Raw genomic sequence first — 16,514 nt, 5'->3', positions numbered from 1 at the left:
CTCCAAGGGCGGCGTGGAGCTTAAATGCTCGTCGTTACTTTAAAGCCTATTCTTTTCAAAGATTATATTATCAATCATTTCTTTAGTTTTTACTTCTTCTGGGCTTATCCAAATACCTTTCATTCCAAGTCCTTTGGTTCTAAATGCTAAGTTTAGTGTATTTTCATCTATTGGTTCTAATTTATAACCGTCTCTAACTAAAGGAAGATACAAACCGATTGAATTTTAGTTTCTTCATTTGTTTCATTAGCATATGCTTCTTCAAAAATTGGAACTAATTCCTTTAATCCAATGCATAAAATGCTTCTGCTGCTTTTTCTCTTACTATTCTCCCATCCTTAATACCTTTTAGGATGATTTCTTTTGAAAACCAAGATGGTATGTCTTTACGATAACAAGCCATAATTTGAAATCGTTCATTTGCTTTCTTAGATGTTATAATGGGACCTCTACCTCCAGTTTACAAAAATAACAGGGTGAGAGAAATAATTGCTGATTTGCAGATGGGTAAAGAACCGATGAATCATCTTCGGCAGCTGATAACGACTTAAAAAAGAAGGACCTTAACTGGCTTACTGGCGCTTCCTTTCGGTAGTATTTTTCGTATAAGTTCTTTACCTTTATAGATACTATGAATAATAACTTAACTTGATAGAATGGAAGAAATTACATTTTTTAGAAATAAGATTTTTCACTAACCGTAAGTTGTTGAATAATTTCTCTATTAGGTTCATAACCAATTCCACACTTTTCTGGAACGGTGATTTTTCCATTTTCAACGACAACTTCCGGGTCAATAATGTCTTTCACCCAATAACGGGAAGAAGCAGCTGTGTCTCCAGGCAGTATGAAATTCGATAAGGTTGTTAACGCAATATTATGTGCCCTTCCCACACCTGATTCGAGCATTCCCCCGCACCAAACCGGTATATCATGTTTTTGACATAGATCATGGATACGTTTGGACTGTGTTAAACCCCCAACCCGTCCAATTTTAATATTAATAATTTTACAGCTTCCCAGTTCAATGGCTTTTCGAGCATCTTCATAGGAATGAATGCTTTCATCGAGGCAGACTGGCGTGCTGATTTCTTTTTGCAGTTTAGCGTGATCAACTATGTCGTCAGAGGATAACGGCTGTTCGATCATCGTGAGATTAAACTCATCAAGTGCTTTTAATCGGTCGATATCACTTAAATAGTAAGCTGAATTGGCATCAGCCATTAATGGCACATTCGGAAAATGTTTCCGAACCTCCCTTAAAACCTCGACATCCCAACCTGGTTTAATTTTTACTTTTATCCTCTTGTACCCTTCATTTACATGTTCCTCAATTAATTGAACTAAATCGAGAACAGTATCTTGAATCCCAATACTAATGCCGACATCAATTTCCTTTTTTTCACCACCCAGTGCCACAGCGAGTGGAATCCCTTTTTGCTTAGCGAATAAATCCCACACGGCCCCTTCAATTGTTGATTTTGCCATATTGTTTTTTCGAATTCCTGAGAGAATTTCAGAAACCTCATCAGGGTGCTCTATATCTTTATTCAAAAGTTTTGGGATCATAAAATCCTCTAACATATGCCAGTTAGTTTTTACTGTCTCTTCATTATACCAAGGAGAATGAAATGCTACTGATTCCCCCCAGCCGCTCTCACCATTTTCATCCTTTGCTTCTAGTAAAATAAATTGTTTATCTTCAAACGTTCCGAAACTAGTTGAAAACGGAAATTTCATTTTCATTCTTACATGTCGTAATTTTACCTCTCGTAATCTCATTCTGTTGTCACTCCTTTATCATGAAGTAAATTTTGTAAAGATCGTTTTGGGACAAATACATAAAAATGAACTGATTGATTATTATTTTTTATAAGGGAAACAACTGCGTATCCCTTATAAAATAAGGTATGGAAGATCTTTCGCGTTTTAAATCGCCAATCCATCGCAAGCTCCTTATTTGTATTTTTTACATACTGAAAATTGACTGGCACTGGCAATAAGATTGGATTATCACTAGACGAAATGCTTGGTAAGTCTTCCTCAATATTCTTTAATTTTGGGAGTTTCCCTTCAATTGTTTCCCATTTAAAGATCAACTCAGCCTGTTCTTGGTTAAAAGGATAGGGTTTTGAAATATAAGGACTATTGATCCACCATTCCACTTTAAGACGATCCGATGGAATACCTTTATTTAAATTGTCTTCCATATCACCATAGCATTTATCAACATATGTTGAGCTTATTGCATGTAATTTTGATAGATTAAGATAAGCATTTCGTGTTTCAAGTGGATCATACGTCCACATGATCAGTTCGTAACCCATTTCTCGAGCTAATTCTTTCTGTTTTTCTTTTAAGATAGCACCTATGCCTTTCATTTGGTGACTCGGATGGACCCCAAGCATATGTGAACACAAATAACTTTTCCCGTTATTAAAACCCGCAAAACTATAACTGAATCCTACTAAATCTTCATTAATAAAAGCGCCTAATAAAAGGCCGCCATTTTGAGAAGCAGTGATCGTTTGATGGAGGGGAAGCGGTTGCATCTTCCATACTTCTTCTTCCAGTTTTTGAACCAGCGTTAGATCATGAACAGTATTTAGCATTCGTGTTTTAATTTCAAAACTCATGATAACTCCCCTTTTTCAAAAGCCTCAAGTGTATTTATTAGGGTTCTTGCAAGGATTTCAATTCCAGAGTAAAGGGAACTATGATTAAATGTCATTTTAGGATGGTGAAGCCCGGGTTGTAAATCGCACCCTAATCCTAGCATGGTCGCTTTTATGTGGGGATTTTTCAATGTGTAAAAATGAAAATCCTCTCCACCCGGAGTAATAATCGGATCTTTTAACCGCTTTTCACCTAAAGAATCAATAATGGCTTTCTTCATAAAATGTTTAGCCTGTTCATTAACTTGTGCAGCTGCTACGTTCGCTTTTGTCTCTAGTGTTATCGTAACACCGTGCAGATTTGCGACTGATTCCGCGATTTCATTGATCTTTTCTATAAGTTCTTTCATGACTTCGTTTGTTTGTGCCCGAAGGTCGATGTTAAAGTTCGCATTTCCGGGAATAATGTTCCCAGAATCACTACCAGCGTGGAACTTTGTCATTTTAGCGGTATATGGAATCATCGGATCCAAATGGATGCCTTTTATGGCTTGAATGAAAGATGAACCCACTTCGATAGCATTCTGGCCAAGATGAGGACGTGCGCCATGTGCATCCACACCAATAATTTTCCCATCCAAAAAGGCTACTGCACCATGATAAAGGGCAGGCACTGCATACCCGTCCGCTAGTTCCTCAATTGGTCTCAGATGGACACCATACAAAAAATCCACATCATTTACAATCTTGTTTTCTATCAACTTTAATGCCCCGGTTCCCTTTTCTTCCGCCGGTTGAAAAATGAATTTCAGTTTTCCTTTATAGGAGGTATTTAGTTTTTGCAGAAGGAGCATGGTTCCCATCACCATCGTCATATGTGCATCATGCCCACAAGAATGGTTTGCTTGAAATTGACCATCTACTTCTTGCCAGAGTGCATCCATATCAGTACGAAGGGCAACGCAAAAATCCCCGGTTCCCACCTCCACAACGAGACCTGGACAATCATCAAACGTTTGGACCGTGAAACCCCGTTCCTCTAAAAATTTTTGAATGTAGGCAGTTGTCTTGTATTCCTGCCAACTTATCTCCGGGTTTTGATGTAAATAATCAAAAACGGAATCAATCGTAGGTTGTAACTGCTGGATTATCTCTTTCAATATGTCTTCCTCCGTATTATTCATTTACTGCACTATCCCAATAAAAACCCTTCATAATAGGGATCTTCACTTTCAATTATAAATTGGTGCATACCCGTAATCCATGCAGAACCTGAAATCTGTGGGATAACGGCGTGATAGGCACCCACATGACTGACCCCAATCACTCTTCCTTCAAACTTAGAATCTATAATACTCTCATGTACAAAATTTTGATGTATTTTTAACTTTCCTAGTGAATATAGTAACGCCATTTTTGCACACGTACCAGTGCCACAAGGGGATCGATCAATTTGTCCATTCCCAAATATAACCGTATTCCTGTAATCAACATCTTCTTTGTCAGATATCAAACTAAATTCAATTAAATCTATCGTGTTGATTTCCGGAATTAGCGGGTGCTGAAATTTCAACTGTTCATTTGCCGCATTTTTAATTTTATTCCCAAGAGTAATTAATTGTTGCTGCTCTTCACTTACTAGCTTTAAACCAAACTGTTCAGCACTGACAATACCAAAAATACTGCCCCCGAAGGCTACGTCAAGCAACACATGCCCAACACCTTCAACAAATACCTCGACTTTCTCTCCAAAAACAAAGGCAGGCACATTTGTAAAGGTGACCTTTTCCACCTTCTTGTTTAAAAACTCCACTTCACATTCCACAACCCCCGCTGGAGTATCAATCTTGATATTCCTCTTTTGTTCTATCATCCCAATGTTTATAGCGGTTGTGATCGTTCCAATTGTCCCATGGCCACACATATTTAAGTATCCATTGCCGTCCATAAAGATAACGCCAATATCACATTCTTCCGAACAAGGATCTGTAATGATAGCTCCAAACATATCTTTATGACCACGCGGCTCAGACATTAATAATTTTCTCATCCAATCTAATTTACTTTGCAAGTATTGCTTTTTTTCCATCATTGTCGAACCTAGTATTCTAGGTGCTCCCCCAGTGATGATCCGAGTTGGCTGCCCCATCGTATGGGAATCAATGGTTTGAATATATTGTGAAAAATTAATCATTCCGTAACCCCTCTTTCACTTTAAAATTTGGTCCTATCCCTAAACAACAAGCGTGTTTCTTATCCTTTCCACACTTCTTTGTAAACTCGAAGGAAGTTTTCACCTAATATCATGAGGACTTCCTCCTCTGAGTATCCTCTACGAATTAACGCATCTGTTAAATTTGAGAACTGTGATGGTTTTTCTACTCCTTCTGGATATCTCCATGGCGGCGGAGGGTAACAATCTGCCTTCCATTTACCAGTATCAATTAATTCTGTATATAACTTTTTCGATTCACCAAGAGTTGCAATCCCATCCATGCCTTCCCAATAATCCATCCCAATTCCAATATGTCTGATACCAACAAGTTTTCTAATATAATCAATATGGTCGATCAAATCATCAACCGTTGCTTGATTATTTGAGGTTACAAATGCTGGATAACCAACAACCCCGATGACACCATCTTTTTCGGCTACTGCTTTTATTTGATCATCCTTAAGATTTCTAGGTGATGGACACAAGTTAAACACGTTTGAATGACTAAATATGACAGGTTTCTCAGATATCTTAATTGCGTCCATGGTTGTTTGATAACCTGTATGGGTTAAGTCTACCAATATTCCTACACGATTCATTTCTCTGATTACGTTTATACCGAATTCACTTAATCCACTATTAGTTCGCTCTGTGCAACCGTCACCAATAAAATTCTTTACGTTATAACAGATTTGGATAACCCTTACGCCTAACCGGTGATAAACAGACAAAAGGTCCAAATCGTTTTCAATAGGCAGAGAGTTTTGGAAGTGAAAAATGATTCCTAATTTATTTTCTCGTTTAGCCCTATAAATAACTTCTACGCATGTTACAAGTAACAAGTCATCACTTGCTTTGATTTTCTTTAACCATGTGGCAAGGAGACTAACTGTTTCTCGACAATTTTGATTGACTGCCACAGTGGGAGCCATTACTGTAACCCCTCCGTCGATCCACAATTTATAGTAGTTTTCCAATGATCCTAATGGACAGGTCGCGTCAATTATGATTGCTTTTTTGTGAAGTTGTAAACTCTCTGTTCTATTCAATTATATTAGCCCTCCTACTATATTGGAGTCTTTTCTAAAGTAAAAGGGAAAAGCTAAGCCTTTCCCCTTTTACCTTTATCCTTTTTGATTATTTCACCTTATTCACTTTCACTGTGTTGCTATAACAAATAGCAGAGTCCCATACTCTAGCAAAGTTCCCCCATGTGATACCTTCTATCTCTGTTGAAGAGAAACCCCGCTTGCGCATTTGCTCCAGCAAATTCGGTACATCCACCGCACCATTTAGTTCAGGATTTTTGGGGAGCGTGCCACCAATACTATCAAGCGCTTCTGCGTCCAGATAGTTGATGAAGTCAAACCCGAAGCCAAGGTGTCGTGTCCCTACCAGACCGGCAATGTACACGGCGTGATCGATAAATCGATCAATACCAGGGTTTTCCTGATGTACGAATGCTGAGAATGCATTGAGGCCAATGATTCCATCTCGCTCAGCAATGGCTTTTATCTGATCATCTGTTAAATTGCGCGAGATTGCACATAGCGCTTTCGCATTGGAATGCGATGCAAATACTCCCGGACCTGGATAGGCGTTGATTGCGTCCCAAAAGGATTTTTCATTCAAGTGGGACAAGTCCAGCATGACTCCCGCTTGTGCCATCTCCATCAGAAGAGTACGCCCTTTTGCCGTAAGGCCTCGAACCTCTCCTTCTCCAGGTCCCTGAAGTCCAGTTAGCCACGAACCACTTCCCGATTGGGATAGTGCCCGTGCCTCGGCATAATTATAGCCGGGAAATCCGCTCGCAAAAGCATTCGTCTCATTCCACGTTAACAGTCCTGATGTTAGTCCCAAATCGAATAAATCGGACAAAAGGGATGGATCTTCATCAAGCGCCGCCATTCCTTCTATCGTTAGCAGGATTGCAAGCTTCCCTGAGCTGATCGCTGCTTCAGCCTCAGCAGGGGTTCTAACCATTGCGAGTTCTCCCGGTGATTCTCTCAATTCTGCTTCAAGTGCAGCCATCACCTCCCTAGTACGAGGTGCCGCCCGGTGAGTTTGGTCTAATTCAATCCAGATGGTTAGACCTAGTGCATTAATGCCGGCATTTCGCAGTGCCGGCAAATGGCGTTCGCTTATTACCCGACTCTCACCTCGTGAACGACGCCAAATCACGTCCACCAGAATATCGCTATGCAAATCGATAAATTTCATGATGTTACGTGCCCCCTATCGTGCCTGTCTCAGTTTAGCAGTGGCAGCAGTGTCAATCGTCCACGAGGCTGTATCAATAACTACCCCATAGTCACGCTGTGCGCTCTCCTGTGAAACATAGCCATTACGTACATCCTCAAGCACTTTCTCAACGCTGCGGTTAAATGGATTTCCCCATCCTCCGCCGCCGCCTGCACTGCTGATTAGAACTTCACCGGCTTCCAAAGGTTGATTAATCGCCCCTGTACGCACCTCACGCTCGGTTCCAGGCCATAGCATAATATGATTGGAATCGGCTTCCTGGCCACCATTTAGTGCCCAAGGTTTTGTCTTCGTTTTCTTTAGAATCGTTACGGCATTCCCTGGAGCAGTAAATCTATATACACGAGTCGCTCCTACCCCGCCGCGGTGCTCTCCAGCTCCACAAGAATCCTGACGAAGATAATAGCCTTCAATTAATAGTGGAGCCTTGGTCTCTAATACCTCAATCGGGTTATTTCTGCAGCCTGGCTCTGATAAGTGCATAATTCCGTTTTCGCCGTCGCCTCCAGCATGAGCACCAAAGCCCACCGCTTCATTTGTGGCTTCAAGCCAAACTTTACCGGTTACTGGATGTGTACCGACACCCATAACCGATACGACCTCTCCACCTGAACATGCAGGTACTATGTCTGGCATCGCATTTGCTAATGCCTTACAAATAATCTCCGGAATGTGAATAGATGGCCAAATTGTAAAAGTTGCCGCAGGATACTGCGCATTTACCAAAGAACCTTCCGGAGCAATGACGCGTAATGGACGGAAGTTGCCATCATTTGCTGGAGAATCCGGAGTTGTGAGCCCTTTGAAAGCCAGTGCTGCAACCCCTTCGGTTATCCCAATTGGCAGGTTAATAGGACCTGCAACCGCTGGATCCGTACCGGTGAAATCAACGATAAATTCGCTATCAGTTACGGTAACCGTCACTTTAATTTTAACCATTTTGTCTTTTTCGACCCCATCATCATCAACCCAATCCTCGGCAGACCATGTTCCCTTTGGCAGAGCAGCAAGGCGCGCACGAGCAATCCGTTCACCGTGGTTTAATATCTCTTGACTTGCCACTTTAAAAGTTTCTAGGCCGAACTTTTGTACCAACTCTTGTACCCGCTTTTCACCGGTGTGGCAGCAAGAAATCTGAGCGTTCATATTTCCAATCACTCGATCTGGAATACGAGAGTTGAATTTGATAAGATTCTCCACCTCTAGATCACGAACGCCACGCTTGTAAATTTTTAGCCCTGGAAGAATGAGCCCCTCTCTATGAATACTGGTAGTATCTAAGCAGTACCCAGGATCTTGTTGATTCAAATCAAGCCAGTGTGCTTTACAGGCAGCATACCCAATCAGCTCATCTTGATAGAAGATTGGTGAGCTAACTAGTACATCCAATGTGTGGTTAGAGCTCCAGTATGGATAGTTAAAGAGGATGACATCCCCTTCATGAATGTTCTCTTCACCGAGAAACTCTACCATTTTTCTCAGCGCATAGTCATTACCACGAGTAAAAATAGCCAACCCAGGTGATTCAGCTAGTAATCTACATTCGCGGTCATAAATTCCAAGTCCAAAATCCTGAATTTCATAGATGATCGTGTCATAAGCGGTACGCTTTAAATTCCTCATCATCTCCCGAGCTGCTGACAGCAGGTAGTTGTGAATAACTTGAACTTTAATCTGTTCTGCATGATCATCTACATTTGTTTGCGCACTATTTTTTAATTCTATGCTCCTAGTCATGCTATACCTCCTCTATCATTATAAATAGCGATGGTAAGTTCTCCATACTCTCCAACCGTTAGAACGTCACCTTCGTGTAAAATGGTGGTGTGGCTAGGCTCTTCTAGAATGGCTGGACCGGCTACCTCATCTCCGGCAAGCAGCTTGAATCGATCGTAAACTTCATACTCAACGTGACTATTAAGGCTAGATTGGTAGACCGAGCGGCTGCCTTTACGAGCGGCTGATCCGTCACCATTCCCTGCTTCAAGCTTGGCAATTCTCGGTTTTGCAAGGACGCCAACAGCTCTCACACGAAGGGTAACGATTTCTACTGGATCTGTTGTTTGGTGACCATATTGCGTCTCATGGGCATCACCGAAGTTTGCGGCAATTTCCGAAATGTGAGCTGGTGTAATGTCGTCCCCCGGGATCTCAATCTTAACAGTATGCTCTTGGCCTGCATAACGCATCTCTGCCCAACGAATAAACTTGCAATCCTTAGAGGTAAATCCATCGCGGCCAAGAGATTCACGTCCGTTATCTTCCAAATTGCCATACAACCTAGTAATTTCATTAACATCTGCGTTTACTAGACCTGTTACAAAGGTTTGAGCAAAATCATACACTACATCGACCATCATCATTCCCCATGCTGAGAAATTACCTGCTCCTGGAGGAATAATAACAGTTGGGATACCAATCTCTCGTGCAACGTTACAGGAAACGAGTCCTCCACCGCCGCCAAAGCCAAGAAGGGCAAAATCTTTTGGGTGATACCCTCGTTCTACTGATATTTCTCGAATCGCACCAGTAATCTTCGCCTCACTTATGCGGACGATACCAGCTGCTGCCTGCTCGATAGAAAGGTTTAACCGATCGGAAAGCTTCTTAATTGCATTACGGGAAAGATTAGGATCAATGGTCATCGCTCCCCCAAGAAAGTTCTGATCATCTAAATAACCTAACGTTAGGGCAGCATCGGTAAACGTTGCATTTACTCCGCCTTTTCCATAACATGCAGGGCCTGGGTCTGCACCCGCACTTTTTGGTCCAACCTGAAGGGCTCCTCCGTCATCGATCCATGAGATACTCCCGCCGCCAGAACCAATCGTACGAATATCAATCATTGGTGTGGATATCGGTAAACTCTCAACTAATGCCTCGTTTTCTATAGCAATCTGCCCATCTACGACCATAGTGGTGTCAAGACTTGTTCCACCCATATCTAGGGTGATCAAATTCGGATGTCCTGTCAGTTCAGATAAATATGCTGCACCAATTGCACCACCTGCTGGCCCGGACATGACTGAATGAACAGGCTCTTCCTTAGCTGCTTTCGCTGTCATGGCACCGCCGCCTGAGCGGGTAAGTAAGAATTGGCCTTGATAGCCTTCTTCCTGTAATTCACTGTCGAGTCGATCCAAATAAGTACGCATGATTGGCTTGATATACGCATCAATAACAGCTGTACTTGTCCGTTCATATTCGCGATATTCTCGTGTTAATCGATGGGATAAAGTCACTGAAACCTCTGGGTATTCTTCAAGAAGCACCTTCTCCATTTCAAGTTCGTGATTCGGGTTGATATAGCTGTGTAAGAAGCAGACTACTACGGATGGAACTCCCTCTTCACGAAGTTGTTGAGCCAATTTAACCGCTTCTTCGCGATCAAATTTCGTCAGAACATTTCCTTGATAATCAAGACGCTCACTCACTTCAAGGCGCCGGTGCCTTGGGACTAATGATTCCGGTTTACGGTATTTAAAATCGTACATGGAATCACGATCAGTACGCCCTAACTCATAAACATCTCTAAACCCCTTGGTTGTAACGATTGCTACCTGAGATCCTGTACGAGTTAGAAGAGCATTCAGGCCAAGAGTTGTCCCATGTACAAAGTAATCTATTTCCTCGAAACTAACTTCTGCCTTACGGAATCCTTCCAGAACACCGCTCGCAGGGTTGTGTGGGACGGTCTCTACCTTTTCAAGGCGTAGATCGCCTGAAACTGGATCGAGTGTCACAACATCGGTAAAAGTACCACCAACGTCAACTGAAATTCGCATAGCATTTCCCCCTATATTCATATATTCTTACATCCAAGCTTTTAAGTAGAGATTTCCAATGACTCAACTGACGATTACGTATGCAAGAAAGTAGTCTTGAATCATCACCCCCTTAATTGTGAGTGTGTTAGCATCCTTGCAATCTATTTTTTCAGTGCGACAAAATCCAAATCATAGCCAAATGCTTGCGGGCCGCAAACTTCGATTGCTTTTTCCGTCTTCATTCGATCATGGGCAGGAATGACGACAATCGTTCCTCTGTACCCGTATTTCACAATGTCGGTTCGAATGGGTTCAGCTGTTTCTGAGTCTAATATCGTAATAAGATCAGGAGGCAAGCAGATTAATTGGTCATCAATGGTTAATTTCAACCATTCATTTTGAAAATCAATAACAGCCGTGGTTCCTTTGTGCTCTCCGAATCCTTCCATGATAATTTGTCCCATGGAGAATCCTTTTGTACTTTCTGCACCGAAGTCGCGATTGATATCAACAATTTTCCCCTTAAAAGCGCTCCATCCACCGGTAATTTCTTCAACCACTTTAATCGGATCATGGTGCACATTGCGAGCTTCCCTTACTTTTTTCCCCAACTCTAGTGTTAAGCTTACTGTGTTTGGGATACATGTTGCTCGCAGTTGTTCCCCATTCATTGGGTATCCTGCAATCCAGCTGATTCCGCCATAGGACATTGCTGTTTGTCGAACAATGTTCTCAGCCATGTAAGCATCTGCAGTATCAATAATCGTAGCAAACCCTTTTTCATTAATGGCTACAACCGGACTGGCTGAAACGCCTCCAATATGAAAACTTGTCATTTGTAATTCAGGAAAAGCTCTGCCCATCCCATCACCATCAATAACAGGTAAGCCCATTTCACCAGCAACTGCCATCGGAACAGTTGTATTAACTCCACCAGCTTCTGGTGGAATGACTCCAACAAAATCACGATTCAAGTATTCACTTAATTTTTGAAATGCAATATTCAATTCGCTTCCGTTTGGAGTTTTTTCCGTTAGAACGACTGGGGCTCCTAAACATCCCCCCATCGCGATCATCGCATCATCTGGTACATCATCAGGTTTAATTAATACGATTTCTTTCCCTTTATTTAGTACGTTATAAGCCCATAGCAGTCCGATTTCCGGGTCTCCGCCCCCACCAGTCGCAAGGATGGAAGCACCTAATGTAATGTCATCAATATCCTGTCTTGTTAATGTTTTATAATCGGTAATACCCCATTTTTCTAGGATGTCGTACACACTCATCCCATTTCCTCCTTGGTTATTGGCTGCTTTTCGCTAGCTCAATTGATTAGATCACGCTTCGTTTGGGTCAATACTTCGTAACCGCCTTCAGTTATTAGAACCATATCTTCGATTCGAACAGCCCCTACTCCAGGCAGATATACCCCAGGTTCGATTGTTACCACCATGTTCTTTTCAAGAATATCAGTTCTTCCCTTATCGATAATCGGGCCTTCATGAATATCTAAGCCTAATCCATGTCCCGTTAAGTGCGGGAAGTAATCGCCATATCCTAATTCTTGAATCTTCTGTCTTGCTATGTAATCAATCTCTCCAGCCTGCACTCCTGGACGCAAGGACTGAATGGTCTCCTGCTGAATTCTTAATACATCTTGGAACAGCCGTTTCTGTTCAAGCGTAGTTTCTTTTACTGAAAAAGTTCGGGTAATATCGGAGCAATAACCTTGATAAATTGCGCCCATATCTAACAAGATTAATTCATTAGGATTCAAAGCTTTATCTGAAGCATATCGTTGTGGCAGCCAGCTGTTCTCACCGGAAGCGAGAAAAATCTCGAATGATGAATTTTCAGCGCCTTCTTTTAACATCGTATACATGGCAACAGCTGTTACTTCGTGTTCCTTCATCCCTGCTCTAGCTGCTTTCAGCGCTTCTTGCATTGCTTTGTCGGCAATTTGAGCAGACTTACGAATAATTTGAATTTCTTCCTCACTTTTAATCATCCGCAACCGTCCAACTTCAGATGCGATGTTTTCAAAATGGGCATTTGACAGTTTCTCTTGAAGGTACTGGAAGGTAGCATAGTTAAGTTCCGGCAGCTCCACACCAACCCGTGTTATTTTGCGTTTATGAAAATAATGATTTAAAACCGTAAGATAATCAGGGGTATCTTCTGGAAAAGGGAGAATTTCTTTAATCCAGCAATCCCTCAGAGCCCGTTTTAAATCTAAGCGTGCCACAACGTACTTTATATCTTGTTGTGAAATTAATAGAATACTAAAGGAAGCAGTATTCATACGAAGTCCTGTATAATATCGGATACTGGCTCGATTAAATAGCAAACATACATCCAGTTGTCTCTCTTCCATTATCTTTCGTAAAGCTTGAACTCTATTTAAAAACGGATTGACTTCCAAATTCCTCACCTATTCAGCTTTTTTATTTAGAAATGCTGGTGAAATCATGGGTTATTCTCTTTAAGAACGAACAACGTATTCATGGTTTCACCAGCATTATGTCTGATCATATGTTTTTATATTAATTCTCTAATGGTCTGCTCCAACTCTGGATTGATTAAATACACTTTTCTTGGGACACGAGACTCAATGTTAGAGGTTGCCTGACTTGCCAACTCAAGAATAACGAAAGAATCAATAAACGATTGGCAAATTTCATCGACCTGCTCCACAGAATATCCGAGCTTGTCTGCTAATTCTTTTCTTTCGATATAAGGCTGATTGACAATCGTCTTTAGAACTAACTTATTATCTTGATCTTCTAGTTTGGTTTGAAGCAATTGCGTTTCCATTATTTCACCCCCTGTTTTGCCATTAACTTTTCAACGGGAACATAATCAAAGTCATAACCAAAATAGCGAGGACCGAATGTCTCAAGACCTTTTTCTGTTCTCATCCGTTCATGAGCCGGTATAAGAATAATAGAACCGCGGTAGCCATATTTCATAATGTCCGTACGAATCGGCTCACCTGTTTCAATATCAAGGATTGCAATGAGATCAGGTGTAACACATTTTAGTTCGTTATCCACCCTTAGATTCAACCATTCATTTTGAAAATCCAATTCGGCTCTTTGTCCTTTGTAGTCTCCAATACCTTCCATTATCACCTTTCCGAGTGAGAATCCTTTGTTCATCTCACCGCCAAATTCTCTTTGAATATCGACGATTTTCCCATTGAATACTCGGTGGCCTTGAATATTTCTAGTATTTTTAATACTAGTTAAAATTTGTTCAACTGGGTCATTGTGGCTCTTTCTGGCTTCCATTACAGCTTTCCCTACATCCCATGCAATACTTTGGGAGTTTAAGATGGAGGTTCTTTTCACATCAGCTCCAGACATTGCGTAGGTGGCTACCCAGGAAATTCCGCCATAAGACATCGCTACTTTTCGTGCAATCGACTCTGCCATCAGATCATCATCCCGTGTATCAATAACTGTTGTGTTCATACGGTCATCGGTAGAAACTGTTGGGGATGCGTGCACCCCTTGAGTAGCCCATGAAGTCATTTGCAACTCAGGGAAGGCACGATTCATTCCATCTACATCGATCACAGGCAATCCTAATTCTGCTGCAACAGCATAAGCAACTATGGAGTTTACCCCTCCACACTCAAGTGGGATTGTTGCTTGTAGTTTTTTGCCCATATAGGCTTCCAAGGTGGAAACCGCTTTATTCAAAACGTCTTCATTAGGCGGCTTTTCAGTTAACACTAGGGCTGCTCCTAAACAAGCAGGGCTCGCCACTAAAATATCATCTGGAATATCTAGTGGGTCAATCATGACAATATCTTTTCCTTCATCTAACACTTTATAGGCCCATAACAGTCCGATTTCCGGATCTCCTCCACCACCAGTGGCTAAAATGGAGGCTCCTAATGTAATTTCCTCAATGCTTTTTTTGTCGATTACTCGATAATTGGTTATTCCCCAATCTTCTAAAATATCGTAAACACTCATGGTTTCCCTCCTCAGCTGTTTAAGCAAATACTTTGCCCTTAACCCGTACTCTGACCTTTTGTTTTTTTCCTGGCATATAAGCAAACGGAATTTCTTCCACATCGATAATTTCTTCGGTTCCAGCAATGGCTCCAGCTTCCTGCGCATTTATCTTAGCTAAGGCGACAACACGGTCGATGGCAGCATTTCGGTTTTCAACTGCAAGGTCAACGGCCAATTCTGCTGAAGCACCAATTTCCGCAATCGTTGTTCCAATTGCGCCGCCCACTTCAAAATGGTTTGGAAGGATGACCTCTGTTGTCCCTTCAATATTATACTGCGGAACAGCTAGGGCTCCCCCGCCAATAAAGATAGCAGGTATTAACCCTGATTCTGTTTTCATCTGATCAATGGCAATCTCTACACGTTCCTTAATTCTAGCGTTCGCTTCCTTAACTAAGGATGCTGGTAATGCATTTATGGCAGCTATGTTCGTAACATAATTGGTATCAAAAATATCAAGTTTGCTGTTTAAACGTCCTGTTGCAACAGCAATATCATGTACGGTTAAAATTGGTCCACCGAATGATTTACCCAGTTTGACAAGGTTATAGCCCACGCTTTCAGGTCCTAAACCCATGACTTTATCCTGCTGAGTTTTGATAATCGTTCCACCGCCTAAAGCAATGGATAATAAATCTGGACAGCGTACATTTGTTTTTACTCCACCGATATTTACAGTGATAGAGGATTCTCTTGGAAAACCATTTACAATATAGGCTACATCAGTTGAGGTTCCACCCACATCCACGACCGCCCCATTTTGGATACCTGATAAGTACACGGCTCCGCGAACAGAAGCAGCTGGTCCAGAAGCTACTGTAAAGATTGGATACTCTACTGCATGATCAGCATTCATTACACTTCCATCGTTTTGAACGACAAATAGCTTTGCATTGATATTTCGATCGGCCACCGCTTGTTTGAATGCTTCAACGGCCCGTTTCATAACCGATTTAACGGAAGCGTTTAAGATCGTGGAGTTTTCTCTTTCCAGTAACGAGATGGATGCGATTTTATGGGATTGAGTAATGAACACCTCATCACCAAGATATTCTCTAACAATTTCCATTGCACGGTCCTCGTGTTTTGGTATGATTGGTGAAAATACACCTGTGATGGCTACCGAACCAACTTTCCCTTTCATCGCTTTCGCTGCATCCATGATGGCTTTTTCATCTAAAGGGACAATATCCTTCCCGTTATATTCAGATCCGCCTCGAATGATATGGACATGCTCTTTACCACCTAATGCTGCGATTAAATCTTCTGGCCACCCTGTCATTGGGGGTATCGCTGTTGTCGCCGGTGCCCCAATCCGGAAAATACCTACTTTATCAAGTTTACGTCTCTCAATAATGGCATTCGTTGTATGAGTAGTTCCAAGGGAAACCATTTCTATTTTTGAAACATCCACATTGCTGTTTTTTAACAATAAATCCAATGCATTAATAATCCCTGTTGTAATATCTTCTGTTGTTAAGGACTTTGTTTTTGAAACAACTTCTTTCCCTCTCATTAAAACACCATCGGTAAATGTTCCACCGACATCAAAACCAATCCTGATTTGCTCTGTCATGTGTTTTCCTCCTCGTTATGTATTTCCTATTAATCCATTACTCTGTTGATTTTA

The 16,514-nt window shown here is 41.6% G+C and carries 13 protein-coding genes; all 13 read right to left on the bottom strand.

From position 1 onward, the window contains the following. Positions 1–675: 675 nt before the first annotated feature. On the bottom strand, positions 676–1,782 hold the full coding sequence (gene menC, locus COJ96_RS12200) for an o-succinylbenzoate synthase (RefSeq protein ID WP_098573576.1): 1,107 nt from the start codon (positions 1,780–1,782) through the stop codon (positions 676–678). After that, positions 1,779–2,636, bottom strand: a complete 858-nt coding sequence (locus COJ96_RS12195) for a GNAT family N-acetyltransferase (RefSeq protein ID WP_098573573.1) — start codon at positions 2,634–2,636, stop codon at positions 1,779–1,781. Before COJ96_RS12195 ends, menC begins: the two co-directional genes overlap by 4 nt. Beyond that, positions 2,633–3,775: a M20 peptidase aminoacylase family protein gene (locus tag COJ96_RS12190; protein WP_098573564.1), complete on the bottom strand. Its 1,143-nt coding sequence runs from the start codon at positions 3,773–3,775 to the stop codon at positions 2,633–2,635. Before COJ96_RS12190 ends, COJ96_RS12195 begins: the two co-directional genes overlap by 4 nt. A 32-nt stretch (positions 3,776–3,807) precedes the next feature. After that, positions 3,808–4,809, bottom strand: a complete 1,002-nt coding sequence (locus COJ96_RS12185) for a proline racemase family protein (protein ID WP_098573560.1) — start codon at positions 4,807–4,809, stop codon at positions 3,808–3,810. A 59-nt stretch (positions 4,810–4,868) separates the two neighbouring features. Next, positions 4,869–5,879: a dipeptidase gene (locus COJ96_RS12180; protein ID WP_098573557.1), complete on the bottom strand. Its 1,011-nt coding sequence runs from the start codon at positions 5,877–5,879 to the stop codon at positions 4,869–4,871. A gap of 88 nt (positions 5,880–5,967) precedes the next feature. Then, the gene (locus COJ96_RS12175) at positions 5,968–7,050 is read right to left on the bottom strand and encodes a dipeptidase (protein WP_098573554.1); all 1,083 of its coding nucleotides are present in this window, start codon (positions 7,048–7,050) and stop codon (positions 5,968–5,970) included. A gap of 15 nt (positions 7,051–7,065) precedes the next feature. Further along, entirely contained in the window at positions 7,066–8,829 is a 1,764-nt protein-coding gene (locus COJ96_RS12170; RefSeq protein WP_098573551.1) for a hydantoinase B/oxoprolinase family protein, read from the bottom strand. Continuing rightward, positions 8,826–10,877, bottom strand: a complete 2,052-nt coding sequence (locus COJ96_RS12165) for a hydantoinase/oxoprolinase family protein (protein ID WP_098573549.1) — start codon at positions 10,875–10,877, stop codon at positions 8,826–8,828. The genes COJ96_RS12170 and COJ96_RS12165 overlap by 4 nt, the downstream gene beginning before the upstream one ends. Positions 10,878–11,020: 143 nt before the next feature. After that, complete coding sequence (locus COJ96_RS12160; protein WP_098573546.1) at positions 11,021–12,145, bottom strand: S-methyl thiohydantoin desulfurase family protein; 1,125 nt, start codon at positions 12,143–12,145, stop codon at positions 11,021–11,023. A gap of 38 nt (positions 12,146–12,183) precedes the next feature. Then, positions 12,184–13,281 (bottom strand): M24 family metallopeptidase, encoded by a 1,098-nt coding sequence (locus COJ96_RS12155; RefSeq protein ID WP_098573543.1) that lies wholly within the window; start codon positions 13,279–13,281, stop codon positions 12,184–12,186. A 116-nt stretch (positions 13,282–13,397) separates the two neighbouring features. After that, positions 13,398–13,673, bottom strand: coding sequence for a hypothetical protein (locus COJ96_RS12150; protein ID WP_098573541.1), 276 nt, complete (start codon positions 13,671–13,673; stop codon positions 13,398–13,400). Next, positions 13,673–14,842, bottom strand: coding sequence for an S-methyl thiohydantoin desulfurase family protein (locus COJ96_RS12145; RefSeq protein WP_098573538.1), 1,170 nt, complete (start codon positions 14,840–14,842; stop codon positions 13,673–13,675). Before COJ96_RS12145 ends, COJ96_RS12150 begins: the two co-directional genes overlap by 1 nt. Positions 14,843–14,861: 19 nt before the next feature. Then, complete coding sequence (locus COJ96_RS12140) at positions 14,862–16,460, bottom strand: hydantoinase/oxoprolinase N-terminal domain-containing protein (protein WP_098573535.1); 1,599 nt, start codon at positions 16,458–16,460, stop codon at positions 14,862–14,864. Between the last annotated feature and the right edge of the window lie 54 nt (positions 16,461–16,514).

Source organism: Bacillus sp. AFS073361, assembly GCF_002567005.1.
In the GTDB taxonomy this organism is placed as follows: domain Bacteria; phylum Bacillota; class Bacilli; order Bacillales; family Cytobacillaceae; genus Neobacillus.
This window is presented reverse-complemented; position numbering and strand designations above follow the sequence as displayed.